General features: G+C 73.0%; 20 protein-coding genes. 9 read left to right on the forward strand and 11 right to left on the reverse strand.

Annotation, left to right across the window (positions count from 1 at the left end):
* Positions 1–161 precede the first annotated feature (161 nt).
* From ACIPXC_RS24335 to cobS, 3 genes are all read right to left on the reverse strand, one after another.
* On the reverse strand, positions 162–3,302 hold the full coding sequence (locus tag ACIPXC_RS24335; RefSeq protein ID WP_401621940.1) for an efflux RND transporter permease subunit: 3,141 nt from the start codon (positions 3,300–3,302) through the stop codon (positions 162–164).
* A 146-nt stretch (positions 3,303–3,448) separates the two neighbouring features.
* Positions 3,449–4,195, reverse strand: a complete 747-nt coding sequence (locus ACIPXC_RS24340; protein ID WP_401621943.1) for a response regulator — start codon at positions 4,193–4,195, stop codon at positions 3,449–3,451.
* A 63-nt stretch (positions 4,196–4,258) separates the two neighbouring features.
* Complete coding sequence (cobS, locus tag ACIPXC_RS24345) at positions 4,259–5,080, reverse strand: adenosylcobinamide-GDP ribazoletransferase (RefSeq protein WP_401621946.1); 822 nt, start codon at positions 5,078–5,080, stop codon at positions 4,259–4,261.
* A gap of 70 nt (positions 5,081–5,150) precedes the next feature.
* Here cobS and ACIPXC_RS24350 point away from each other — a divergent pair, with 70 nt between their 5' ends.
* The gene (locus ACIPXC_RS24350; protein ID WP_401621949.1) at positions 5,151–5,963 is read left to right on the forward strand and encodes a hypothetical protein; all 813 of its coding nucleotides are present in this window, start codon (positions 5,151–5,153) and stop codon (positions 5,961–5,963) included.
* Between the two features lie 99 nt (positions 5,964–6,062).
* Here ACIPXC_RS24350 and ACIPXC_RS24355 read toward each other — a convergent pair whose 3' ends face one another.
* Positions 6,063–6,341 (reverse strand): hypothetical protein, encoded by a 279-nt coding sequence (locus ACIPXC_RS24355; RefSeq protein ID WP_401621952.1) that lies wholly within the window; start codon positions 6,339–6,341, stop codon positions 6,063–6,065.
* Between the two features lie 13 nt (positions 6,342–6,354).
* Positions 6,355–7,149 carry a PspA/IM30 family protein gene (locus tag ACIPXC_RS24360; RefSeq protein ID WP_401621955.1) on the reverse strand — a complete coding sequence of 265 codons (795 nt, stop codon included), beginning with the start codon at positions 7,147–7,149 and terminating at the stop codon, positions 6,355–6,357.
* A 271-nt stretch (positions 7,150–7,420) separates the two neighbouring features.
* Between ACIPXC_RS24360 and ACIPXC_RS24365 the strand changes: the two genes are divergently transcribed.
* Positions 7,421–8,029 carry a DUF3043 domain-containing protein gene (locus ACIPXC_RS24365; protein ID WP_401621957.1) on the forward strand — a complete coding sequence of 203 codons (609 nt, stop codon included), beginning with the start codon at positions 7,421–7,423 and terminating at the stop codon, positions 8,027–8,029.
* 50 nt (positions 8,030–8,079) lie between these two features.
* Positions 8,080–8,838 carry a class I SAM-dependent methyltransferase gene (locus ACIPXC_RS24370; RefSeq protein WP_401622141.1) on the forward strand — a complete coding sequence of 253 codons (759 nt, stop codon included), beginning with the start codon at positions 8,080–8,082 and terminating at the stop codon, positions 8,836–8,838.
* A gap of 71 nt (positions 8,839–8,909) precedes the next feature.
* Here the strand turns inward: ACIPXC_RS24370 and ACIPXC_RS24375 are convergent, their stop codons facing one another.
* Positions 8,910–9,122 (reverse strand): hypothetical protein, encoded by a 213-nt coding sequence (locus ACIPXC_RS24375; protein WP_401621960.1) that lies wholly within the window; start codon positions 9,120–9,122, stop codon positions 8,910–8,912.
* A 104-nt stretch (positions 9,123–9,226) separates the two neighbouring features.
* Here ACIPXC_RS24375 and ACIPXC_RS24380 point away from each other — a divergent pair, with 104 nt between their 5' ends.
* The 5 genes from ACIPXC_RS24380 (at position 9,227) to ACIPXC_RS24400 (ending at position 15,493) form a co-directional block, all read left to right on the forward strand.
* Positions 9,227–10,432 (forward strand): bifunctional adenosylcobinamide kinase/adenosylcobinamide-phosphate guanylyltransferase, encoded by a 1,206-nt coding sequence (locus ACIPXC_RS24380; protein WP_401621963.1) that lies wholly within the window; start codon positions 9,227–9,229, stop codon positions 10,430–10,432.
* 115 nt (positions 10,433–10,547) lie between these two features.
* Positions 10,548–11,603 (forward strand): nicotinate-nucleotide--dimethylbenzimidazole phosphoribosyltransferase, encoded by a 1,056-nt coding sequence (cobT, locus tag ACIPXC_RS24385; protein WP_401622144.1) that lies wholly within the window; start codon positions 10,548–10,550, stop codon positions 11,601–11,603.
* 83 nt (positions 11,604–11,686) lie between these two features.
* Entirely contained in the window at positions 11,687–13,552 is a 1,866-nt protein-coding gene (locus ACIPXC_RS24390) for a phosphatidylglycerol lysyltransferase domain-containing protein (protein WP_401621966.1), read from the forward strand.
* 56 nt (positions 13,553–13,608) lie between these two features.
* Positions 13,609–14,253, forward strand: a complete 645-nt coding sequence (locus tag ACIPXC_RS24395; RefSeq protein ID WP_401622147.1) for a hypothetical protein — start codon at positions 13,609–13,611, stop codon at positions 14,251–14,253.
* Positions 14,254–14,326: 73 nt separating this feature from the next.
* Complete coding sequence (locus ACIPXC_RS24400; protein WP_401622150.1) at positions 14,327–15,493, forward strand: sensor histidine kinase; 1,167 nt, start codon at positions 14,327–14,329, stop codon at positions 15,491–15,493.
* 156 nt (positions 15,494–15,649) lie between these two features.
* Here ACIPXC_RS24400 and ACIPXC_RS24405 read toward each other — a convergent pair whose 3' ends face one another.
* From ACIPXC_RS24405 to ACIPXC_RS24425, 5 genes are all read right to left on the reverse strand, one after another.
* Complete coding sequence (locus tag ACIPXC_RS24405) at positions 15,650–16,477, reverse strand: endo alpha-1,4 polygalactosaminidase (RefSeq protein ID WP_401621969.1); 828 nt, start codon at positions 16,475–16,477, stop codon at positions 15,650–15,652.
* The gene (locus tag ACIPXC_RS24410; RefSeq protein ID WP_401622153.1) at positions 16,474–17,136 is read right to left on the reverse strand and encodes a spherulation-specific family 4 protein; all 663 of its coding nucleotides are present in this window, start codon (positions 17,134–17,136) and stop codon (positions 16,474–16,476) included. Before ACIPXC_RS24410 ends, ACIPXC_RS24405 begins: the two co-directional genes overlap by 4 nt.
* Positions 17,137–17,192: 56 nt before the next feature.
* On the reverse strand, positions 17,193–18,749 hold the full coding sequence (locus ACIPXC_RS24415; RefSeq protein ID WP_401621972.1) for a hypothetical protein: 1,557 nt from the start codon (positions 18,747–18,749) through the stop codon (positions 17,193–17,195).
* Complete coding sequence (gene pelF, locus ACIPXC_RS24420; RefSeq protein WP_401621975.1) at positions 18,746–20,299, reverse strand: GT4 family glycosyltransferase PelF; 1,554 nt, start codon at positions 20,297–20,299, stop codon at positions 18,746–18,748. The genes ACIPXC_RS24415 and pelF overlap by 4 nt, the downstream gene beginning before the upstream one ends.
* Before the next feature lie 94 nt (positions 20,300–20,393).
* The gene (locus ACIPXC_RS24425) at positions 20,394–22,424 is read right to left on the reverse strand and encodes a hypothetical protein (RefSeq protein WP_401621978.1); all 2,031 of its coding nucleotides are present in this window, start codon (positions 22,422–22,424) and stop codon (positions 20,394–20,396) included.
* A 347-nt stretch (positions 22,425–22,771) separates the two neighbouring features.
* Between ACIPXC_RS24425 and ACIPXC_RS24430 the strand changes: the two genes are divergently transcribed.
* Positions 22,772–24,307 carry a leucyl aminopeptidase gene (locus ACIPXC_RS24430; RefSeq protein WP_401621981.1) on the forward strand — a complete coding sequence of 512 codons (1,536 nt, stop codon included), beginning with the start codon at positions 22,772–22,774 and terminating at the stop codon, positions 24,305–24,307.
* The last annotated feature ends 8 nt before the right edge of the window (positions 24,308–24,315 follow it).

A 24,315-nucleotide genomic window follows, 5' to 3' on the forward strand; every position in this document is an offset into this window, starting at 1 on the left:
CGGGGGGGGGGGGGGGGGGGGGCCCGGGGGCCCCCCCGGGCCGGGGGGGGGGGGGGGGGGGGGCCCCCCCCGGGGGGGGGGCCGGGGGGGGGGGGGGGGCGGGGGGGGGGGGGGGGGGGGGGGGGGGGGGGGGGGGCCCCCCCCCCCCCGCCGCGGCCCGGTCAGACCTTGGCCGGGGCCTCCTCCGCCGCCTGTTCCTGCGGCGGGACCGCCGTCGGGCGGGCCTCGCGCTTCGCGGAGCGCTTGGCGCGGCGGCGTTCCTTGCGGAGCTCCACCATCGTGTAGAGGGTCGGCACCAGGAGCAGCGTCAGCAGGGTCGAGCTGACCAGGCCGCCGATCACCACGACCGCGAGCGGCTGCGAGATGAATCCGCCCTCGCCGGTGACGCCCAGCGCCATCGGGAGCAGGGCGAAGATCGTCGCCAGGGCCGTCATGAGGATCGGGCGCAGACGGTGCCGGCCGCCCTCGACGACCGCCTCGACGACGCCCAGGCCCTGGGCACGGTACTGGTTGACGAGGTCGATCAGGACGATGGCGTTGGTGACGACGATGCCGATGAGCATCAGCATGCCGATCATCGCGGGGACGCCCATCGGGGTTCCGGTGACGAGCAGCAGACCGAGTGCGCCGGTCGCGGCGAACGGGACGGACACCAGCAGGATCAGCGGCTGGACGAGCGACCGGAAGGTCGCCACCAGCAGCATGAACACGATCGCGATGGCCGCGAGCATGGCGAGGCCGAGTGAGCCGAACGCCTCGTCCTGGTCCTCGGAGACACCGCCGATGGAGGCGGTGGCGCCGTCGGGCAGGTCCAGGGCCTTGAGCTTCGTCTGGAGCGCGGCGCTGACCGCGCCCGTGTTGTCGCCCTGCGGGCGGGCGGTGATGGTCGCGGCGCGGGCGCCGTCGATCCGGGTCATCGCGACCGGGCCGGGGACCTCCTTGACCTCGGCGATGTCGCCGAGCCGGACCGGGCCGACCGGGAGCGCCCGCAGTTCGGCCAGGGTGGTGGCCGGCTGCGCGGACTTGATGACGATGTCCCGCTCGGTGTCGTCCAGTACGGCCTTGCCCGCCGGGTTGCCCCGTACGGCCTGGGCGACGAGTCCGCCGAGCGCGGCCTGGTTCAGGCCCGCCTCCGCCGCCTTGGGTGTGGCGGTCACCGAGATCCGGGGCACGGACTGGGACAGGTCGCTCTGCACGTCGGTGACGTTGTCCAGCTTCGCCACCTCGGCGCGGACCTGCTCGGCGGCCTTGGCGAGGACCTCGCCGTCACCGGCCTTGACGACCACGCTGAGGTTCTGGCTGCCGAAGGCGTCGCCCGCCGCGATGCGGGTCTCGCCGATGCCGTCGAGGGCGGCGAGCTGCTCCTCGATCCGCTTCTTCACGGCCTCGGCCTCGCCGGCGTCCTTCAGGGTGACCTGGTAGGAGGCCTGGTTGGAACCGGTGCCGCCGCCGAAGGCCGCGAGGAAGCCGGAGGAGCCGACGGTGACCTGGTAGCTCTTGACGCCGTCGACCGAGCCGAGGACCTTCTCGACCTTGCGGCTCGCCTCGTCGGAGGCGGCCAGCGAGGTGCCCGGGGCCAGTTCCTGCTTGACCGTCAGGAGGTCCTGCTCGCCCTGGTCGAAGAAGTTGGTCTTCAGCATCGGGGTCATGCCGAAGGTGCCGAGGAGGACGACCACCGCGATGGCCACGCTGGTCAGGCGGCGCCGGGTGGCGAAGCCCAGGACGCGCACGTAGAAGCGCTGGAGGCGGCTGCGCGATTCCTTCTCCTCGGCCTCGCGCCGGGCCTTCGCGGCGCTCTCGGCGTCCCCGGGTGTGACGCCCTTGGGAGCGCTGAGGAACCAGTAGGAGAGCACCGGAACGACCGTCAGCGAGACGAGCAGCGAGGCCAGCAGGGCCGCGGTGACGGTGAGCGAGAAGGAGCCGAACAGCTCGCCGATCATGCCGCCGGTGAGGCCGATGGGCAGGAAGACGGCGACGGTGGTGAGCGTGGAGGAGGTGACCGCGCCCGCGACCTCCTTGACCGCGGTGATGATCGCGGCCTCGCGCTCCTCGCCGTAGCCGAGGTGGCGCTTGATGTTCTCCAGGACCACGATCGAGTCGTCGACGACCCGGCCGATGGCGATGGTCAGCGCGCCCAGGGTCAGCATGTTGAGCGACAGGTCGCGGGTCCACAGCACGATGAGGGCGAGGACCACGGACAGCGGGATGGAGACCGCGGTGACCAGCGTCGAGCGCAGCGACGCCAGGAAGACCAGGATCACGACCACCGCGAAGAGCAGGCCGAGCATGCCCTCGGTGGTGAGGCTGGAGATGGACTTGGCGACGGCCGGGCCCTGGTCGCTGACGACGGTCAGCTCGGCGCCGGCGCCGAGGGTGGAACGCAGCTCGGGCAGTTTGTCCTTGACCGCGTCGGAGATGGCGACGGCGCTGCCGTCCTTGTCCATGGTCAGGACGAGCGCCAGGCTCGGCCTGCCGTTGGTGCGGGTGATGGAGACGGCCTTGGCCGGCTCCTGCTTGACGACGGCGACGTCGCCGAGGCGGACGGCCGGCTTGCCCGGACCGGGGCTCAGGCGCAGGTCCTCGACCTGGGCCAGGGAGGTGAAGCCGTCGCCCACGCGGACGGTGCGGTTCTTGCCCGCCTCGTCGAAGGAGCCGGCGGGGACGGCGGCGCCGCCCGCCTGGAGGCCCTGGGCGAGGGAGGCGACGTCGAGGCCGGCGGCCGCGAGCCCGGCGTCGTCCGGGGTCACGGTGACCTGGAGGTCCTGGACGCCGTCGACGCTGACCTGGCCGACGCCGTCGATGTCCGACAGGACGGGTACGACGGACTTCTCCAGCTGGTCGGCGAGCGCCTGCTGGTCCTTGTCGGAGGTGACGGCCAGGACGACCGTCGGGATGTCGTCGGTGGAACCGGCCACCACCTGCGGGTCCACGTCGGCGGGCAGCCGTACGCGGGCCCGGTTGACGGCCTGCTGGACGTCGGCGACGAGCTGCTTGGTGCCGCTGTCGCCGTAGTCGAAGGTGGCCATGATGAGGGCGTTGCCCTCGCTGGCGGTGGAGGTGATGCCGGTGATGCCGTCGACGCCCTTGAGCATGGCCTCGATCGGTTCGACGACCTGCTTCTCCACCACGTCGGGCGAGGCGCCCTGGTACGGCGCGAGCACGGACACCATCGGGAGTTCGATGGAGGGCAGCAGCTGCTGCTTGAGCTGCGGGATGGCTATGGCGCCGAAGAGGAGCGCGACGATCGACACGAGGCCGACCAACGCCCTTTGGGCAAGGCTGAAGCGGGACAGCCAGGACATGGGTATGGGATCTCTCTGCAGTGACGAACCGAGGGCACTCCCACCCTGTCCCACGGGGTGGGGGCGTTTCGTCGCTCGCAGGTCCCGTCCTTATGTGCGGCATACCGCGTCCGTAGTACGCGGCCCTGCTCCGCTCCTGCGCCTCGCTACTCCACGCGGGGCCGGACCAGTCCCGATTCGTAGGCGATGACCACCAATTGGGCCCTGTCGCGCGCGCCGAGCTTGGCCATGGCCCGGTTCACATGCGTCTTGACGGTGAGCGGGCTGACCTCCAGCCGCCCGGCGATACCGTCGTTGGACAGGCCGGCGGCGACGTGTACGAGGACCTCGCGCTCCCGGACGGTCAGCGCGGCGAGCCGCTCCGAGTGCGTCCCGGCGGAGGCGCCGGCGTCGGCCGGGTCGGCGCCCCCGCCCTGGGCGAGGAAGGTGGCGATGAGGCCCTTGGTGGCGGCCGGGGAGAGCAGGGCCTCGCCGGCGGCGGCGACGCGGATGGCGTTGAGGAGTTCCTCGGGCTCGGCGCCCTTGCCGAGGAAGCCGGAGGCGCCCGCCCGCAGCGCGGAGACCACGTACTCGTCCACCTCGAAGGTCGTCAGCATCACCACGCGCACGGCGGCCAGTTCCGGATCGTCGCTGATCATGCGGGTGGCGGCGAGCCCGTCGGTGCCGGGCATCCGGATGTCCATCAGCACGACGTCGGGGCGCTCCCGCCGGGCCAGCGCGAAGGCCTGCGCCCCGTCGGAGGCCTCCCCCACGACCTCCATGTCGGGCTCGGAGTCGACGAGCACCTTGAAGGCGCTGCGCAGCAGGGCCTGGTCGTCGGCGAGCAGCACCTTGATGGGGCCGGTGGGCGTGCCGGGCGCGGCGGAGGGCAGGTCCGTCGGAGAGTGGTCCACGGGGTGAGCGTACGCGGGCCGGTTCCGGGCCGGGCGGCGTGGGACCGGACGGGCAGACGGGCCTCAGCCGAGGGCGAGGACGATGAGCGCGGTGGTCGCCGCCACCTCGGCCAGGGCCCCGAAGACGTCGCCGGTGACCCCGTCGAAGCGGCGTACGCAGCGGCGGAGCAGGACCTCCGCGGCGAGCAGGGCTGCGAGGACCGCCGCCGCGGACCGGGCCGCGGCGGGCAGGCCGATCGGGAGCGCGGCGGCCGCGGCGGCGACGGTGACCAGGGCGGCGAGGGCGGCGGCGGCCGGGCGCGGTACGACCCCGGCGACCGCGGCGCCGAGCCCTTCGGGCCGGGCGGGCGGGACGCCGTCGCGGGAGGCGAGGGTCATGGCGAGGCGGGCCGTGACGGCGGCGACGACGGCGGCGAGGGCGCCGCGGACCCAGCTGTCGGCGTACACCTCGGAGAGGGCGGCCGTCTGCACGAGCATGACGATCACCAGGGCGATCACGCCGAAGGGTCCGATGTCGGACTTCTTCATGATGCGCAGTGCCTCGTCGGCCGGTTTGGCGCTGCCCAGGCCGTCCGCCGTGTCGGCGAGCCCGTCGAGGTGCAGGCCGCGGGTCAGGGCGGCCGGCACGGCGACGGTGACGGCCGCCGCGAGCAGCGGTCCCCCGCCGAGCAGCAGGAGCAGCACTCCGGGGACGGCCGCGAGCACGCCGACGACCAGTCCGGCGAGCGGGGCGCAGGCCATTCCGGTGCGGGCCGCGGGGCGGTCCCAGCGGGTGATGCGGGCGGGCAGCACGGTGAGGGTGCCGAAGGCGAAGCGGACGCCGTCGGGGAACGAGGCGCGTTCCGCGGGCGGCGTCGGGGGCGGATCGTCGAACGAATCTGTCATCGGCGCGAACGCTACCCGCTCGGGACGGACGGTAAATTACCCATTACGGTCCAAACAGGGAGTCAGTGGGATGGGTCACTGGTGGTATCGGAACATCGTCGAGCCGGGGAAGCTGCCCATGCTGCTCGCCCTGATCTCCTTCGTGATGTCGTTCCTGGTCACCCGTGTGATCACCCGCATGATCCGGGCCGGCCGCGGCCCCTTCAAGAACGTGACCCCGGGCGGCCTGCACATCCACCACGTGGTGCCGGGCGTCATCCTCGTGATCATCGGCGGGTTCGGGGCGATCGGCAGCGCCGGGCACAGCTTCGGCGCGGCCCTGTCGGCCGTGGTCTTCGGGCTGGGGGCGGGCCTGGTACTGGACGAGTTCGCGCTGATCCTGCACCTCGACGACGTCTACTGGAGCGAGCAGGGCCGCAAGAGCGTGGAGATCGTGGTGGTGACGGCCGCGGTGGTGGCGCTGGTCCTGGGCGGGTTCGTGCCCTTCGGGGTGAACGACCTGTCGCCGGAGGAGCGCCAGAGCCGGGGGCTGGTCGTCATGAACGCGGCGGGCAACTTCTGTCTCGCCCTGATCGCGCTGTGGAAGGGCAAGGCGCGCACCGCCCTCTTCGGCGTGGTCATCCCCTTCGTGGCGCTGGTCGGTGCGATCCGGCTGGCCCGGCCCGGGTCCCCGTACGCGAAGCGGTTCTACGTGAACCGGCCCCGCGCCCGGGCCAAGGCCGGGCTGCGGGCCTTCCACCACGACCGGCGCTGGACGCGGCGGCGCCGCAGGTTCGAGGACTTCATCGGCGGCACCCCGGACCCGCGGCCGGTGTCCCTGGAGAAGTCGCCGGAGCCGGAGAAGTCGCCGGAGCCGGAGAGGCCGCCGACCCCGCGGGACTGAGCACACGGGCCCGCCCCCTGCCCGGGGAGGGCCCGCCGCGGTGTCGGTGCGTCCGGGGCGTCCCCGGTCCGAGGCGTCCCGGTCCGGGGACGCCGGCGGTCAGCCCGGGATCAGGCCGCCGTCACTGAGCATCGCCCGGACCTCGCCGAGGCTCGCGTCGGGCGCCGGCAGGATCAGCTCGGACGGCTCCAGGGAGTCGTCCGGGAGCGGCTCGCCCAGCCGGCGGACCGCTTCGAGCAGCGCCCCGAGGGTGCGCCGGAAGCCGTCCTCGTCACCGCCCTCCATCTCCGCGAGCAGCTCGTCGTCCAGCGCGTTGAGCTCGGCGAAGTGACCGTCGGCCACGTCCAGCTGGCCTTCCCCCATGATGCGAACGATCATGACGGGCCCCGTCCTACTGCTTGTCGAACCGGTGCTGGGTCTGCGGCTGCTGGGCGTTGCCCTGGGCGCCGCCCTCGATGGCCTGCTGCTGCGCGGAGGGGCCTCCGGCCAGCTCCGCCTTCATCCGCTGCAGCTCCAGTTCCACGTCCGAACCGCCCGACAGGCGGTCCAGCTCGGCCTGGATGTCGTCCTTGGAGCCGAGGCCGCTCTGGTCGTCGAGCGCGCCGGAGGCCAGCAGCTCGTCGATCGCACCCGCGCGGGCCTGCAGCTGGGCGGTCTTGTCCTCGGCCCGCTGGATGGCCAGGCCGACGTCGCTCATCTCCTCGGAGATGCCGGAGAAGGACTCCGCGATCCGGGTCTGGGCCTGGGCCGCGGTGTAGGTGGCCTTGATGGTCTCCTTCTTCGTGCGGAAGGCGTCCACCTTCGCCTGGAGCCGCTGCGCGGCCAGCGTCAGCTTCTCCTCCTCGCCCTGGAGGGTCTGGTGCTGCACCTCCAGGTCGCTGACCTGCTGCTGGAGCGAGGCGCGGCGGGAGAGGGCCTCACGGGCCAGGTCCTCGCGGCCCAGGGCGAGGGCCTTGCGGCCCTGGTCCTCCAGCTTGGCGGACTGCCCCTGCAGCTGGTTCAGCTGCAGTTCGAGGCGCTTGCGGGACGTCGCCACGTCGGCGACGCCGCGGCGCACCTTCTGCAGCAGTTCGAGCTGCTTCTGGTACGAGTAGTCGAGGGTTTCGCGCGGGTCCTCGGCCCGGTCAAGGGCCTTGTTCGCCTTCGCGCGGAAGATCATCCCCATACGCTTCATGACACCGCTCATGGGCTTCGCGCGCCCCCTTCTAGACGGACTGTGCTCCAGATCACCGACAGAACCCACAGTACGGGCCCTGTCTCCATTACCGCACTGTTCGAGGACGGATGCGCTCCTCCTCCAGGACGACTGTGCCCGCGCCGTATCAGGCGTGAGGAGGAGGTGCGTCCCCGACCGTACGGCGGCGGGCCCGCCGCTCGGACCGTGCACAGGGAAGGACGCCCGCCGTTGCCGGATCGTTCCCCGCCGGGGTGGGGCCCGTGCCCGCAACCACGTAGGCTTGGGTTTTGTGTTTGGTAGCCGCTCCTCCAAGGAAGAGAAGGCCGCCGCCGCCGACAAGGTGAGCGCCGACCTCTCGCAGCCCCGTGACCCGCAGGCCCCGAAGGGCCGTCCTACGCCGAAGCGCGCCGTGGCCCAGTCGCAGCGCAAGGCCGTGGTGGCCTCGACCGGCAACCGCAAGGAGGACGCGAAGCGAGCCCGTGAGCGTCGCCGCGCCGAGATGGCCAAGCAGCGCGAGGCGCTGGCCAACGGCGACGAGCGTTACCTGCCGGTCCGGGACAAGGGCCCCGTCCGCAGGTTCGTCCGCGACTTCGTGGACTCCCGCTTCTCGGTCGCCGAGATGTTCCTGCCGCTGGCCGTCGTGATCCTCGTGCTCAGCATGGTGCGCCAGCCCGCGATCCAGAACATCGCGCTGCTGCTGTGGCTCGCCGTGATCGCGCTGATCATCCTGGACTCCATCGGTCTGGTGTTCCGCCTGCGCAAGGCGCTGATCACGCGCTTCCCGAACGAGCCGCGCCGCGGCGCCGTCGCGTACGGCCTCATGCGCACCCTGCAGATGCGTCGGCTGCGCCTGCCGAAGCCGCAGGTCAAGCGCGGGGAACGGCCCTGAGCGGAGGGACGCCCGGGGCGTCGGGGGAAGGTTTCGCCGAGGGGGCACGGCTGTGGCTTGAGGGCCTCGGCGGACTGCGCAACGCGGTCCGTCAGGAGCTTGTGGGCCGACAGGTCGACGAGCAGATCGCGCAGCGCTTCCCCGTGGGGCAGCGGCTGCGCGTCCTCGACGTCGGCATGGGCCAGGGAACCCAGGCGCTGCGCCTCGCCCGCGCCGGGCACAAGGTGACCGGTCTGGAGCAGGATCCGGGGATGCTGGCCGTCGCCCGCGAGGCGCTGGCCGCGGAGCCCGCCGGGATCCGTGACCGGGTCAAGCTGCTGGAGGGGGACGGGCGCGAGACCGGCGCCCATTTCCTGCCGGGCAGCTTCGACGTGGTGCTGTGCCACGGGGTGCTGATGTACGTGCCCGAGCCGGACGCGATGCTGGCCGGGCTGGCCCGGATGCTGGCCCCCGGTGGGCTGCTGTCCCTGCTGGTGCGCAACGGCGACGCGCTCGCCATGCGGCCCGGGCTGGACGGCGACTGGCAGGGGGCGCTGGCCGCCTTCGACAGCACCGACTACACGAACCGGCTGGGCCTGGACGTCCGCGCCGACCGGCTGTCGGGGCTGACCGCGACGCTGTCGGGGATCGGTGCGCCGCTGCAGGCCTGGTACGGCGTGCGCGTCTTCACGGACGGCACCGAGGCCGGCGGGGCGCTGCCGCCCGACGAGGAACTGGAGCGGCTGCTGGCCGCCGAGGACCGTGCGGGGCGCAGCGATCCGTACCGCGGTGTCGCGGCGCTGCTGCACCTCTGCGGAGTCCGGGGCTGACCCCGGTCCGTTCGGCCCCGCCGGGACTGCGGCGGGGCCGAACGGTCAGCAGGGCCGGCCGCCCCGCGGGGTCAGGCCTCCAGGGCGGAGCGCAGGCTCATCGTGTAGAGCTCGGTGCCGCCGTCGTCGGACAGCCTCACCTGTTCGGTACCGCCTTCCAGCAGGTCCTTCCAGTACTCGCCGATCCAGGACTCCGCGTCCCCCTGCGTGGTGAACTCCTCGGGTACCACCGACGGGCTCGTCTCCGTGCCGTCGGCCGTCTCGAACCGCCACGTCCACGCCATGTCCGCCTCCGTTGCTCGTCCGCTGCTCACACGCTTCTCGCCTTGAGTGTGCCCGCAGAGTAACCGGGCGCGCAGCAGTCTCCGCGACGCGGGAGGATCATCCTGTGGAACTCACTCTGCTCGGCACCGGCGCCCCCGAGGGGCTGCCCCATCCCGGCTGCCCCTGTGCGGCCTGCGCCGTCTGCGTCGGTACGCGTTCCCGCGCGGCCACGGCGGTCCTCGTCGACGGGGCGCTGCTGCTCGACCTGACCCCCGGTGCGGTACTGGCCGGGGCCCGGGCCGGGCATTCGCTGACCGGGGTGCGGCAGGTCCTGCTGACCCACCCGCACGACGGGCCCGCCGTGGAGCTGCCGCCGGGGCTGCCGACCGCCGGCCGGGTGCCGGACGGGCAGGAGCTCTCGGTGATCTCCGGGCACCGGGTGCGGGCGGTGCCCATGGACGCTCCCGGCACCGGGTACGAGGTGACCGGCCCGGACGGCGGCCGGCTGCTGTACCTGCCGCCCGGCGGGGCGCCCGCGGGGACCGCCGGGCAGAACGGGCAGCGCCCGTACGACGCGGTGCTCGCCGACGTGCTGGGCCGGCCGGAGGGGCTGGCCCGGCTGCGGGCGAGCGGGGCCGTCGGCCCGGCCACCGACGTGATCGCCGTCCACCTCGACCACGACGTGCCGCCGGGCCGGGAGCTGGACCGGCGGCTGGCGGCCGCCGGGGCGCGGACGGTGCCGGACGGGACGACCGTGCTCGTCGGGGAGTACCACGCGGTACCGGACCTGCCGCGCCGCACGCTGGTGCTGGGCGGTGCCCGCTCGGGCAAGTCCGTGGAGGCGGAGCGGCGCCTGGAGTCCTTCCCCGAGGTGGTCTACGTGGCCACCGGAGGCACCCGGGACGGGGACGCGGAATGGACGCGGCGGGTCGGCCTGCACCGGGAACGCCGGCCGGCGACCTGGCGGACGACGGAGACGTGCGACCTGGTCCCGCTGCTCGCCGAGGACGGGCCGGCGCTGCTGATCGACTGTCTGGCGCTGTGGCTGACCGACGCCATGGACCGGGCCGGGGCCTGGGACGACGAGGTGTGGGCGGAGCGCGGCCGGCAGGAGCTGGACGAGCGGACCGCGGCGCTGGTGGCGGCGGTGCGCGCGACCCGCCGGCAGGTGGTGCTGGTGAGCAACGAGGTCGGCTCGGGCGTGGTTCCGGCGACGGCCTCGGGCCGGCGTTTCCGTGACGAGCTGGGCCGGCTGAACGCGCGGGTGGCGGGCGAGTGCGAGCACGTCCTGCTGGTCGTCGCGGGGCAGGCGCTCGTCCTCAAGGAGTAGGCCCCGTCGGGGTGTTCGCCGGGATGCCGTACCTCCGGGAGGGGCCGGAAGCGGCCGGACCCGCCGAGGCCTGAGGGAGGGCTTCACCGGCTGTACTCTCTGGCAGATGAGCACGCTGAATCTCGACGACTTCTCCGATCTGATCGAGCGCCCCGACGGGGGCGTCCGGCGTGACGCCGAGGAACGCCGTGAGCGCCTCGCCGTGCCGCCCGGGGCGCTGGGGCGGCTCGACGAGCTCGCCGAGTGGCTCGCCGCCGCGCAGGGGCAGGTCCCGGTCAGGGCGATCGAGCGGCCCCGCGTGGTGCTGTTCGCGGCCGACCACGGGATCGCCGCCCGGGGGGTCTCCGCCCGGGCCGCGGCCACCGGTCACGAGCTGGTACGGGACGTGCTCGACGGATCCAGCCCCGTCGCGGTCCTGGCGGGCCGGTTCGGCGCCACGATACGGATCGTCGACGCCGGGCTCGACTGCGATCCCGGGCTGCTGCCCGAGGACGTCGTGGCGCACCGCGTCCGGCGCGGCAGCGGCCGCATCGACGTCGAGGACGCGCTGACGGTGGAGGAGGCGCGGCAGGCGCTGCGGCTCGGCATGCGGATCGCCGACGAGGAGGCCGACTCGGGGACCGACCTGGTCGTCCTCGGCGACCTGAGCGTCGGCGGGACGACCGTGGCCGCGACCCTGGTCGCCGCCCTGTGCGGAACCGACGCGTCGGTGGTGACGGGCCGCGGTGGCCGGCCCATCGACGACCTGGCCTGGATGCGCAAGTGCGCGGCGATCCGCGACGCGCTGCGCCGGGCCCGTCCGGTGCTGGGCGACCAGGTCGCGCTGCTGTCGGCGGTCGGCGGTGCGGACGTGGCGGCCATCACCGGATTCCTGCTCCAGTGCGCGGTGCGCCGTACGCCCGTCATCCTCGACGGTGTTGTTTCGGCCGCGTGCGGACTGGTGGCGCAGCGGGCCGCTTTCCGGGCTCCGGACTGGTGGCTGGCGGGTCAGGCGAGCGGCGAGCCGGGTCAGGCGAAGGCACTTGACCGAATGGCGCTCAACCCCGTGCTCGATCACGGCGTCACAGTGGGTGAAGGCACCGGGGCATTGCTGGCTCTTCCCCTCGTCCAGGCGGCCGCCGCACTCGCGGCGGAGCTTCCTGAACGGGCGGCCGAGGAGCCGACGGAATGAGCCGCCGGGGGCCGCGGTCCTGACCAGGCCGTGGCCCCCGACCGCACCATCACGGACAGCGACGCCCCATATGATCGCTTTTTATGGGAGAGGTCCGTTTGACCAGCGCAGCCACCGACCGCACCGCCGTACCGGCGACCGGTCCGTCATCCGGCAGGAAAGAGACCGGTGGAGACCCCGCCGGCAAGGCGGCGGGGGGCCGCCGGGAGACCGGTCGGGGGAGCGCCCGCTCACAGCGCGGTGCCGCCTTCGCGGTCTGGTACCTGCGCGTCGTCACCTTCATCAACTTCCTCAGCGCGGTGTGGGTTTCGCTCGGGCAGGACCTGCGTCGGCACAACGTCGAGGACTTCTACACCCCGTACATGCTCACCGCGGGCTTCGCGTCGGGCCTGTTCACGCTGCTGCTGGCGGTCACCCTCGGCCGCCGCAAGCGCGCCTCCTGGATCCTGAACCTCGTCGTGAGCGGCCTCCTGGCGCTGCTGCTCGCCTACGCCCTCTTCGCGTACGAGGAGATCCGCGAGCACCCGCAGAACTGGGTCTCGCTGGCCCTGACCGCGGCCTTCACGGGCGCCCTGCTGGTGGGCCGCCGCGAGTTCTACGCCAGGGGCGACCGCTCCAACCCGGCCTTCGCCGCCGCCGTCGCCGCCGCGGGCCTGCTCGTCACCTCACTGGTCGCGGCCCTGCTCGTGGGCGCCGCCAACACCGCCCCGGACAGCTCCGACGTCTCCTTCCTCGAACGCTGGAAGTACGGCGTGATGCGGCTGATCACCCTGGCCCCCGACGACCCGGGCTCGGCGGTGATCACCCCGCCCGGCTGGGTGGACGTCTTCATCAACGTCATGTCGATGCTGCTGCTCCTCGCCGTGCTGTTCGCCGCGTTCCGTTCGCGCCGCGCCGTCGACCCGATCAGCGAGGAGGACGAGGAGCGGCTGCGGGCGCTGCTGGCCCGCCAGGGCGACCGCGACTCGCTCGGCTACTTCGCGCTGCGCCGCGAGAAGTCCGTCATCTGGTCCCCCACCGGCAAGGCCGCCGTGACCTACCGCGTCGTCGGCGGGGTCTCGCTCGCCTCCGGCGACCCGATCGGCGACCCGGAGGCATGGCCCGGCGCCATCGATCCGTGGCTGGCCGAGGCCCGCGAGCACGGCTGGGTGCCGGCCGTCATGGGCGCGAGCGAGGAGGCCGGGCAGATCTACGCCCGGCACGGCCTGGACGCGCTGGAGCTCGGTGACGAGGCGATCGTGGAGACCGCCGACTTCACCCTGGAGGGCCGCGCCATGCGCACCGTCCGGCAGGCCTACAACCGGGTCAAGCGGGCCGGGTACACGGTCCGCATCCGCCGGCACGCCGACATCCCCGCCGAGGAGATGGCCGAGCTGGTGCGCCGCGCCGACGACTGGCGCGACGGGGCCACCGAACGCGGCTTCTCCATGGCGCTGGGCCGGCTGGGCGACCCCGCCGACGGCCAGTGCGTGATGCTGGAGTGCACCGACGGCGACGGCGACCTGCGCGCCGTCCTGTCCTTCGTGCCGTGGGGCCCGGGGGGCCTGTCGCTGGACCTGATGCGCCGGGACCGGGACTCCGAGAACGGCCTGATGGAGTTCATGGTCATCGAACTCCTCGAACGCTCCAAGGAGATCGGGGTCACCCAGGTCTCCCTCAACTTCGCGATGTTCCGGTCGGTCTTCGAGCGCGGATCCCGGCTCGGTGCCGGTCCGGTGCTGCGGATGTGGCGCTCGCTGCTGAGCTTCTTCTCCCGCTGGTGGCAGATCGAGTCCCTCTACCGGGCCAACGCCAAATACCGGCCGATCTGGGAACCGCGGTTCATGCTCTTCGAGAAGAGTTCGGACCTGCTGCGGATCGGTGTCGCGGCCGGCCGGGCCGAGGGCTTCCTGGAGGCCCCCGGCCTTCCGAAGTGGCTGCACCGCAGACACCTGGAGACCCGCCGTTGACAGCGCGGAACAGCAGCACCCCACTGCGGCGGTTCGCCCGCCGCGAGTGGGGACCCATGTTCTGGACCGTCCGGGACGCCCTCGTCCGCGACAGGTGGCGGGCGATCCCGATGACCCTCGGCGCGGTCTGCCTGACCTCGGTCTTCCAGATCGTGCAGAACACCTCGTGGGGCTTCCAGCCGGTGCAGGACCTCGGGTCGGTCAAGGCCGTCGACCCGTTCTGGCTGGCCCTGCTGCGCACTCCCCTGTCGCTGTTCGTCCCGGCCCTCGACCTGCCGGTGTGGGGGGCGCTCGCGCAGGTGCTGCTGGTGTTCGGCATCGCGGAGATCTGCATCGGCCGGTGGCGGACGCTGGTGATCGGCTACGTCGCCACCCTCGCCGGGACCACGTACGCGCGGATCGGCGTCGCGCTGGGCCCCGACCACCCCTTCGGCCTGCCGGTGTCCGACCGCGTCGTCAACGACACCGGGCCCTCGGCGGCGGTGGTCGGCCTCGCCCTCTACCTCTGCTGGCGCTACCGGGCGTACCTGACCGGCGCCCTGGTGATCCTCGCGATGATCGGCGAGGTCCTGATCAAGAACAATCTCGCGGGCAAGGAGCACCTGGCGGCCATCGCCGCCGTCATGGCCGTGTGCGTGGTCCGGACGCGATGGGGTCCGGTGCGCTCCCGCGTCCCGCTGGGGCAGGGCCCGCCGCCCTGAGCGGCGTCCCGGAAGGCCGTACCGTATCGGGGTGACGACAGACCTCGGGCGGTTCGCCCCCACCCGGCAGTGGATGCGGGCCCATCCGCTGGCCACCGACGCCGTGCTGGCGTTCGGCGCGCTCGTCGCCATGGTCGTCGGCTCCTTCGCCGACCCACACGGCCCGCACGGGCCCACCTTCGGGACCCGCACCCCCGAGCCCTTCTCCCTGCTGCTGATGCTGCTCGGCTCGGCCACGCTGGTGTTCCGGCGCCGGCAGCCGATCGCCGTGCTCGCGGTGACCTGCGGGCTCTCGCTGCTGGAGCTGACCACCGGGGAGCCGCGGGCGCCCGTCGTGATGTGCACGGTGATCGCCCTGTACACGGTGGCGGCCCTCACCGACCGGCCGACGACCTGGCGGATCGGGCTGCTCACCATGGCGGGCCTGACCGGTGTGGCGATGCTCGCCGGGCCGCTGCCCTGGTACGCGCAGGAGAACCTCGGGATCTTCGCCTGGACCGGCATGGCCGCGGCCGCCGGGGACGCCGTGCGCAGCCGGCGGGCCTTCGTCGACGCCATCCGGGAACGGGCCGAACGGGCCGAACGCACCCGCGACGAGGAGGCCCGCCGGCGGGTCGCGGAGGAACGGCTGCGGATCGCCCGGGACCTCCACGACGTGGTGGCCCACCACATCGCCCTGGTCAACGTGCAGGCCGGGGTCGCCGCGCACGTCATGGACAAGCGCCCGGACCAGGCCAAGGAGGCACTGGCGCACGTACGGGACGCCAGCCGGTCGGCACTGAACGAGCTGCGGGCGACCGTGGGCCTGCTGCGGCAGTCCGGTGACCCGGAGGCGCCCACCGAGCCGGCGCCGGGGCTGGGCGTCCTCGACGAGCTGGTGGACACCTTCCGGCACGCCGGACTGCCGGTGGAGGTGATCGTCCAGCTGGACTGCGGTACGGGCCCGCTGCCGGCCGCGGTGGACCTGGCGGCGTACCGGGTGATCCAGGAGGCGCTGACCAACGTGCGCAAGCACGCGGGGCCGGGGGCGCGGGCCGAGGTGAGCGTGGTCCGGGTCGGCCCGTCGGTGGAGGTGACCGTGCTCGACGACGGGGGCACCGAGCCCGTCGACACCGAGCCGGGCGGTGGGCACGGGCTGCTCGGCATGCGCGAGCGGGCCTCCGCCCTGGGCGGCTCCTGCTCCACGGGCCCCCGCTTCGGCGGCGGCTACCGCGTCCACGCCGTGTTGCCGTGGGCCTGACCGCCGACTGTCTTCTCCCCGCCCCGCCCTCTCGCCGTCTCCCGGGCTCCGCCCGGCCCCTCTCCCGGCTGTGCCGGCCACTTTCGGCCTCGCCGGCGTTCGAGGCGCGGGGTCCGGGGCGGCGCCCCAGGGACCCCGGCTCCGCCGGGCACCGGCCTACGGGCAGGTTTTGCGCCAGGCGTCGAGGTCGTACCGCTTCTGGATCGAGCTGAGCTTCAGCGTCTTCGACCGTGTGCAGAAGCGGGACGTGGACAGCTCGTATTCCGCGTGGAAGACGGCCTTGCCGGCTTCGACGAAGGGGGTCAGCCGCTCGCACTCGTCGTACTGCGCGCACTGCTCGTTCACCGCGAAGTCGAAGTCCCCGACGAGCTGCGGGATCTGGTCGAGGTCGTTCTTCAGGCCGACGGCCATCCCCCGGTCGTGGGCGAGCTTGGCGATCAGCCGGTTGTAGCGCAGTTGGTCGTCGGCGGTGAGCGGGAAGCCCGAGGCGTTCTGGTAGCCGTCCATGTTGTCCGGTTCGACCGCGTCGAAGCCCTTGTCCCGGCACATGTCGAACCGCTTGGCCATCAGCGGTTCCAGCTCCGCCACGCGCCGAATGTCCAGCCAGCGCTCCCCCTCCCAGCCGTTGCCCTTGCCCAGGAGGTCCCGCGGGAACGCTTCTGCGTCCGGGCGGAAGTCCTCCCACGCCCCCGTGGAGAGGTAGCAGATGGTCTTGCGGCCGGCCTTCTTCAACTCGGCGACCTGCGCCTTGGTGGTGGTGAAACCGTCGATGTCGTAGACCGGTGCCTTCACCGAGGTGTCGAGCCTTCCGGTGAGCTGCCACTGCCAGCCGGTGCCGGGCGGGGGCTGCCAGCGTTGCCCGGGGGCGAGTTCCGGCCAGCGGTACGGTGCGTCGTCGCCCTCGCCGTCCGGTCCGGACGTACAGGCGGCGAGCAGCAGGAGGGGCACGACCAGCAGGAGCCGCAGCGGCCGCGGGGCCCTCATTCCGCCGCCTCCAGTGCGTACGGGAGGGTCCCCCACGGGTGGGGGCCGTTCCCTGGGACGGCGCAGTGCACGCCCGCACCCCGCTGGGCGGCCAGTTCCCCGGCGAGCCGGGCGGCGGGTTCGCCGGGCGGGACCCCGTAGACGAGGTGGCAGAACCGCTGGGCGGGGTGGTCGGTCGTCCAGGGCGGTGGCTCCGCCGCGTCCCGGTAGGCGTCCCAGGGGCCTTCGAAGGTGACGAGGAGGTCGGCCAGTTCGACGTAGCCGGGATGCGGGTGGGCACCGTGGTTGAGGACGAGGGTGTGGGCGCCCGCGGCCCGGGCGGCGACCGTGAGCCGCCCGTAGTGCGGGAGGAGTCCGGGATCGGCGGAGGCCTGGTCGAGGAAGGCCCCGTCGCTGGCGTACCAGTCGCGGTGGCGCAGCAGGTCCTGCACCACCGCGGCGTGCGGGCGCCGTCCGTAGTCGGTGTCGACGTATCCGAGTACGGGCACGCCTGCCTCCCGGAGCCGCTCCGCGACGAGGGCGAACCGCTCGTCGCGGGCGGCTCCTGGCCCGCTGTCGGGGTTGAGCACCACCGAGTGCAGCCGGTCCGCGGAGTGGATGAGGCGCTCCCAGACCTCGGGCCGGTCGGCGGGATGCTCGTAGAGGGGCACCAGCAGCATGGGGTCCTTCTTCTCGTCCGTGTCGTGCGTCGCGTGCGTCTCGTGCGTCGCGTGCGTCATCGGTGGGCGGTCGCGCGGCCGAGGAGCAGGCAGACCAGGACGGCCAGGGCGGCGGCGGCCGTGCCCGCCACGACCAGCTGGACGACCCGGGGCTGCCCCAGCCCGGTCAGCAGGGCCAGGCTCTGGGCGACGGCGGCCGAGGCGCAGACCACGGCGGCGGGCCGGACGGCGCCGAAGGACTGCAGGAGCAGCCCGCTCCACATCACCGCCCCGAGCAGCAGCAGGGTGGCGACGCGGACTCCGGTGAGGCCCGGGGCGCCGGGCCACAGCAGGGTTCCGGTCGTGCCGAGGACCAGGAGCACCGCCAGGTAGATGCCGAGGCAGCGGGAGAGGGTGGCGAACATCCGGTGCCGGAACTGCCGGGGCGAGCGGGCCCCCCGGAGGCCGGAGAGGCTGCCGCTGCGGAAGCAGTGCAGGAGCCATTCGGCGGGGCCCATGCTGAGGGTGAGGGCCACCGCGGAGGGTGCCGCGACGGCCTCGGCGGGGCCTCCGGCGAGGACCTCGCCCAGGGCGGCGTAGAGCACGAGCAGGCCGGTTCCGAGGCCGAAGACACCGAAGGGCACCGAGTCCCCGAGCCGGGGCCCACGGGGTGTGTACTCCTCCTCGGCTCCGCGCAGCATCTGCCAGCGCACGGGACCGACCCGCGCGGGGCGGCGGGCCGACCGGTCCCGGATCCGGTGCGCGGCCGTCCGGAGCCCGTCGGCCAGCGGGAGTTCCCGTACGGCCAGGGCGCAGGCGGCCAGCAGGGACACCACGAGCAGGGTCACCCTTACCGGTACGGGCAGGTCGACGAGGAGCACGGTCACGGCCCCGGCGGCCATCGGGGCGAGGGCGGCGAGGAGGACCCGTTCCCGGCCGAGGACCAGCAGGACGGTGGCGGCTCCGACGTAGCAGGCCTGTCCGGCGGCGAAGGCGTAGGAGAACGGCGGCCCGCCGGGCACGGACAGCGCCGCCGCGGTGCCCAGCAGGGCTCCGACGGGGGCGCCGACGAGGAGGGTCCGCCCGGCGGCGGCCCGGTCGCCGAGGCCGAGCCAGGAGTAGGCGCGGTGGGACAGCGTCTGGTCCCAGACCCAGCCGACGAGCGCGCCGGCGAGCAGGGTCAGGGTCCCGGCCGGCAGGCCGAGTCGGTCCCGGGGGCCTTCGAGGAGGGGCGCGCCCAGGAGGTAGGCCAGGCCGGGCAGGGCGAAGACGACCCCGCGCAGCAGGCAGGCGGTGAGGGAGACCTTCCAGGGGTCGGAGGCGGGCCCCGGATCCGGGAAGGAGCGGGGCACGCGGGCGTAGAGCTCCTCGGCGAGGGCGAAGGAGTCGTGGCGGCCGTAGGTGAGCCGGATGTACTCGTCCGTCATGCCGTCGGATTCGAGGACGGCGGCGATCTCGTCGGGGTGGACGGCGGAGGCGATGAACGCGTCGAGGCGCTCGGCGAGTTCCTCCATCGGGTCGGCGGCGGGTCCGGGGTCCCCGGCGCGCTGCCGGGGGATCGCCGGGAGTGTTGCGGAGTCCGGGCCCGGGCCGGAGCCGGGACCGGGGGGTTTGAGCCAGAGGGATCCGCTCACCAGACCCTGCCTTCCCCGGACTCCGCCTGGGGGCGTCCCATCGCCGCGAGTTCGCGGTACCAGGGGTCGGCGAGCCGCTGGGTCCAGGCGTCGCCCGCGTGGACGGGCAGGACGGGCTGGCCGGCGAGTTCCCGGTAGATGTGCCGGAAGCCGTCGACGGACTGGTGGAGGGTGAACTTCTCCACGACCCGTCGGCGGGACATCCGGCCGAGTTCGGCGCGGCGTTCGTCGTCGCGGAGCAGGGCGAGGGTGGCGCGGGCCATGGTCTCGGGTTCGCGGGGCGGGACGACCAGGCCGGTGTCCCCGACGGCCTCGCGGACCCCGCCGACGTCGGTGGAGACGGTGGTGCGGCCGCAGGACATGGCTTCGATGATGCTGAAGGGGAAGCCCTCGCTGATGGAGGAGAGCATGACGATGCTGCCGGCCGCGTAGGCCCTGGCCACCTTCTCGATGCGGCCCTCGTAGGTGATCCCGTCGGTCACGCCGAGTTCGGCGGCGAGTTTCTCCAGGCGGAGCTTGTAGTTCTCGCAGCCGGCCGGGACGGGGCCGAAGAGGCGCAGCCGCAGGGCGGGCATCTCCCGGCGCATGAAGGCGTAGGCCCGGATCAGGGTTTCGAGGTCCTTGATCGGGTCGATGCGGCCGCACCAGCTGAGGGTGGGTACATCCGGTTCGGGGCCGGCCTCGGGGAAGGCGCGCGGGTCCACGCCGTTGTAGACGGTGCGGATCCGTGTCGAGTCGGCGCCTCCGCGTTCCTCCCAGCGGCGGTTGTACTGGTTGCACGGGGTGATCAGGTCGGCCTGGCGGTAGCCCTCGGTGTTGAGCTCGCGGTAGAAGCCGAGCATGAGCGCCTTGACGGGCCAGCGCTGTTCGGCGGTGCGGTAGCCGAGGTAGCGCTCGCGCAGGTAGATGCCGTGCTCGGTGAGGAGGAAGGGCACCCCGTCGAGGTGTTTGGCGGCCAGGGCCGGCAGGGTGGCGAGGCCGCTGCTGACGGCGTGGGCGACGCTGTCGGGCGGGATGCGCACCGCGAGCGGGCGCAGGGCGTGCTCCAGCAGGTCGGTCGCGGTGAGGGCGTCGTGGACGGTGGGCTCGGCCTCGGCGGTGGAGAGGCCGCGCCGGGTCCAGACGTTCATCAGGAGGCGCAGAACCGATTCGGAGCGCAGGGCCGGGGCGAGTTTCCCGGCGCGGGCCAGGACGGCCAGTTCGCGCAGGGCCTCGGAGAAGGTGCGGTCGGCGGGGTCGGCCGACGGGTGGAGCAGGGAGAGCAGGAAGCTCTCGTAGACCTGGGTGAAGCGGCGGTGGGCCCTGCCGCGCAGGGCCGACCGGCGGCCACGTCCGGGCGGTGGGCCCCAGAGCGGGACGGCCGTGTGCCGGTAGACGTTGCGGGGCAGTTCCCAGGTGACCGGCTCGCGGCCGGAGCCGGTCAGGGCTATGACGTTGAAGTCGACCTCCGGCATGCCGCGGACCAGCTGGTCGCACCAGGTGCTGACGCCCCCGTGAACGTGTGGATAGGTGCCTTCGGTGAGCATGGTGACATGACGCCCATGACTCATGCGGTGTGTCCCCCCAGGACGGAAAAGGGGCCGGCGCCCGTCGGGATCGCGGAGCGCCGGCAGTAGGTGTTACGGGTGGTCGCTCGCCGGTGGGTCAGCTGGGCAGCTTGAGCTTGACGGCGCGCTGCAGCAGCTCGGGACCGGTCCAGGCGGAGCGGTTGCCGGCGTAGGCGGTGCCGAAGTCCGAGGAGCCGAGCAGCATCTGCTTCTTGGTGCCGTTGGGGGCGGTGACCGGAGCCACGACTCCGGACGGCGCCTTGATGGTGACGTCGCTGCCGATGCGGTAGGCCGTGACCTTGCCGTCCGCGAGCGCCTTGTCCCAGGCGGCGCGGCGCTGGAGCTCGACGCCGGTGTCCTTCATGCTCTGGTTGACGATCGGCGCGCTGGGCGCGTAGAGGCCGCGGTAGGTGTCGAGGACCTGGTTGAGCACGGGGTAGAGGGTCCGGTCCTCGGCGAGGTTGGACTGGTGGACGTAGTGCGGCCGCGGGTCGTTGGCCAGGACGTGCCGCAGGGCGGTGCGGGCCTCGGCGGGGACGATGTGGTCGAGGTAGCCGGTGTTGACGTCCAGCGGGGCCGGCAGGCAGGTGGAGGTCGCCGGATTGTCCTCGCAGACCCCGCTTCCGCCGTGGGCGCGGCTGGTGTAGATCCAGTTGTACTCGTCGGCCATCTCGGCGTTGGTGCCCGTGTTGTAGTACACGTTCATCGGGTGCCGGGGGACGGTGAGGGTGGAGCCGATCGCCCGCTGTGCGGGCTCGCGGGAGTTGTCGCTGCCGGCCCACTTGACCCCGTTGTCGGCGAGGGCGCCGGCCAGGTTGGGGTTGTCCACGGGCTGCTGCGGGGCGGTCTTGAGGCCGGAGTGCTCGCCGGTGACGAGTTCGGACCTGTCGAGGGTGATGCCCTTGGAGGCGGCCCAGTTGTTGTTGTCGCGGATCTGGGCGGAGATCTCGGCGCGGCTCATGTACTGGACCGCGCCCTGGGCGTTCTTCGTGCAGCTCCACGGGATGGTCGTGGTGTCCTGGACGCAGCCGAGGAACGGGTGGGTGTAGGTGTGGTTCATCCACCGGTACTTGGCGCGGTCGGCGACGAGCTGGGCGGTCAGCGCGTCGACGCCGCCGTTCTCGGCCTTCCATTCCTCGCCGGCGCCGCCGTTGAAGAGCATGTCGAGCTTGAAGTCCTTGGAGGTCTGCCACTGCGCCGCGTACACGGCGTCGGCGGCGGACATCCGGATGGTGCTCTCCTGGCCCTCGCCGCCCGGGCAGGCGTAGTCGCCGGGCGTGCAGTTCAGGTCCTTGTTCCAGCGGGCGTCGGGGGCGAAGACGTCGTCGACGTGGACGGCGAAGTAGTTGCGGCTCTGGCCGAGGTGCACGCCTTGCGTCAGCCAGTCGACGATGCCGCGGGCGAGCAGCCGGAACTGCTGCTGGTACTGGTTGTAGCCGAAGGTGACGACCAGCTCGCTGCGTCCGTCGTGGACGTACTCGCCGACGAGCGAGGCCCGTCCGGAGCCGACGGGGGCGTCGACGAAGCTGGTGTAGCCGGGGCGCGGCTTGGCCATGTAGCCGTAGCTCTCGGGGACGAGGGCGGAGTTGTCCTCGAAGGTGACCTGTCCGCCGAGGTAGGCGAACGGGCCGGCCTGGCCGGCGGTGGTGACGGCGGCCTGGGTGCCGTCGAGCTGTCCGCTGTATCCGCCGTTGTCGGTGTATTCCAGGCCGACGCCCGGGTGGGCCCAGGTGTAGGCGTCGACCTGGCGGATTCCGTACGTCGTCTCGTACGCGGCGAGGGCGGCCATCTCGGCGGAGCCCTCGCCGAAGGGGTTCTCGTTGGGCAGGACCACGCCCTGGTACTTGGCGCGCGGCCGGCCGTCGACCGTGTCGCTGAGGAACGCCGCGTTGATGACCGGGCGGCTCGCGCTGCCCAGCTGGACGCGGGTGAAGGGCACTCCGGTGTCCCGGAGCTCCGCGGTGATGGCCTCGACCGAGCTGCCGCCGTCGTCGACGACGAGCACCTTGAGGTCGATCCGCGGTGGTGTCGCGGCCGCCTGGGCGGTCGCGGCGGGTACGGCGACGGACACCAGGGCGGCCGCGGCCATGACGGCGGCCAGCCTGTTCATCCGGTTCTTGTTGACCATTTCGGCCTTTCCCCCCGCAGGCGTCCCTCGACGCGGCCCCGGGCGGTGTGCCGGGCCGTGGGAGGCTCTGTGGAAATCATGCAAAGGGACCCCGCGTCCCCTTGCGAGAGTGGACCGAGTCTTTCGGACCTCGTCAGGTCTACGAGGCAAACCTGGAGCAGAGTCCACGGATGGGTGAACCCGATGGCTGCTTGATCGAACAACCTGCCAAACCTTCGAGTGGCGTACGGGCGAGCCCGTGCGCGTAGGCTCCTTCCAGGCGGCCGTCGGGCCCCGAATACGATCGCTACGGATGGCCGTCCACCCACTCGGCCCACACACACAAACGGAAGCGAGACTTCACCACCGTGACTGCTCTGACTCTCAGCACTGCCGGCGCTGCGACGCTGCGCGCCGACGCCCTCGTCGTCGGTGTCGCCAAGGGCCCCAAGGGCGCGATCGTCGCCGCGGGCGCCGAGGCCGTGGACAAGGCGTTCGACGGCAAGCTCGCCGGTGTCCTCGACGCACTCGGCGCCTCGGGTGCCGAAGGCGAGGTCACCAAGCTGCCGGCCCCGGCGGGCCTCAAGGTCCCGGTCGTGCTGGCGGTGGGGCTCGGCTCCGTCCCCGAGAAGGACGAGTCGTTCGACGAGGAGGTGCTGCGCCGCGCCGCCGGCGCCGCCGCCCGCGCGCTGCACGGCAGCAAGAAGGCCGGCTTCGCCCTCCCGCTGGAGGACGCCTCCGCCGTCACCGCCGTCGCCGAGGGCGCGCTGCTGGGCGCGTACGCCTTCACCGCCTACCAGGGCGGCGAGAAGAAGGCCGGCAAGGAGAAGGACTCCGGTCCGAAGCAGCCGCTCGCCGAGGTGGCCCTGCTGGGCGCCAAGCCGCGCGACAAGGAGCACAAGGCCGCCGCCGAGCGCGCCACGGTCGTCGCGGCCGAGGTCAACGTCGCCCGTGACCTGGTGAACACCCCGCCGAACGACCTGACCCCCGAGGCCTTCGCCGCGGTCGCCTCCGCGGCCGCGAAGGAGAACGGCGTCAAGGTCCAGGTCCTGGACGAGAAGGCGCTGGTCAAGGGCGGCTACGGCGGCATCATGGGCGTCGGCAAGGGCTCCGAGAACCCGCCGCGCCTGGTGAAGCTCTCCTACACGCACCCCAAGGCGGAGAAGACCCTGGCCTTCGTCGGCAAGGGCATCACCTACGACTCGGGCGGCATCTCCCTGAAGCCGGCCGGCCACAACGAGACGATGAAGTGCGACATGGCCGGCGCCGCCGCCGTCTTCGCCTCCGTCGTCGCGGCCGCGAAGCTGGGCCTGCGGGTCAACGTGACCGGCTGGCTCGCGCTCGCCGAGAACATGCCGTCCGGCTCCGCCACCAAGCCCGGTGACGTCCTGCGCATGTACAGCGGCAAGACCGTCGAGGTCCTCAACACGGACGCCGAGGGCCGTCTGGTCCTCGGTGACGCGCTGACCAAGGCCTCCGAGGACAACCCGGACGCGATCGTCGACGTCGCCACCCTGACCGGCGCGATGGTGCTGGCCCTCGGCGACCGCACCTTCGGGATCATGGCGAACGACGACGCCTTCCGCACCTCGATCCACGAGATCGCGGAGGAGGTCGGCGAGTCCTCCTGGCCGATGCCGCTCCCCGCCGAGCTGCGCAAGACCATGGACTCCCCCACCGCGGACATCGCGAACATGGGCGTCCGCATGGGTGGCGGCCTGATCGCCGGCCTCTTCCTGCAGGAGTTCGTCGGCGAGGGCATCACCTGGGCCCACCTCGACATCGCCGGCCCGGCCTTCCACGAGGGCGCGCCGCACGGCTACACCCCCAAGGGCGGCACCGGCTCGGCCGTGCGCACCCTGGTGCGGCTGGCCGAGCGCACGGCCACGGGCGACCTGGGCTGACGCACCCG

Source organism: Streptomyces sp. NPDC090021 (assembly GCF_044748225.1).
Taxonomy (GTDB): Bacteria; Actinomycetota; Actinomycetes; order Streptomycetales; family Streptomycetaceae; genus Streptomyces.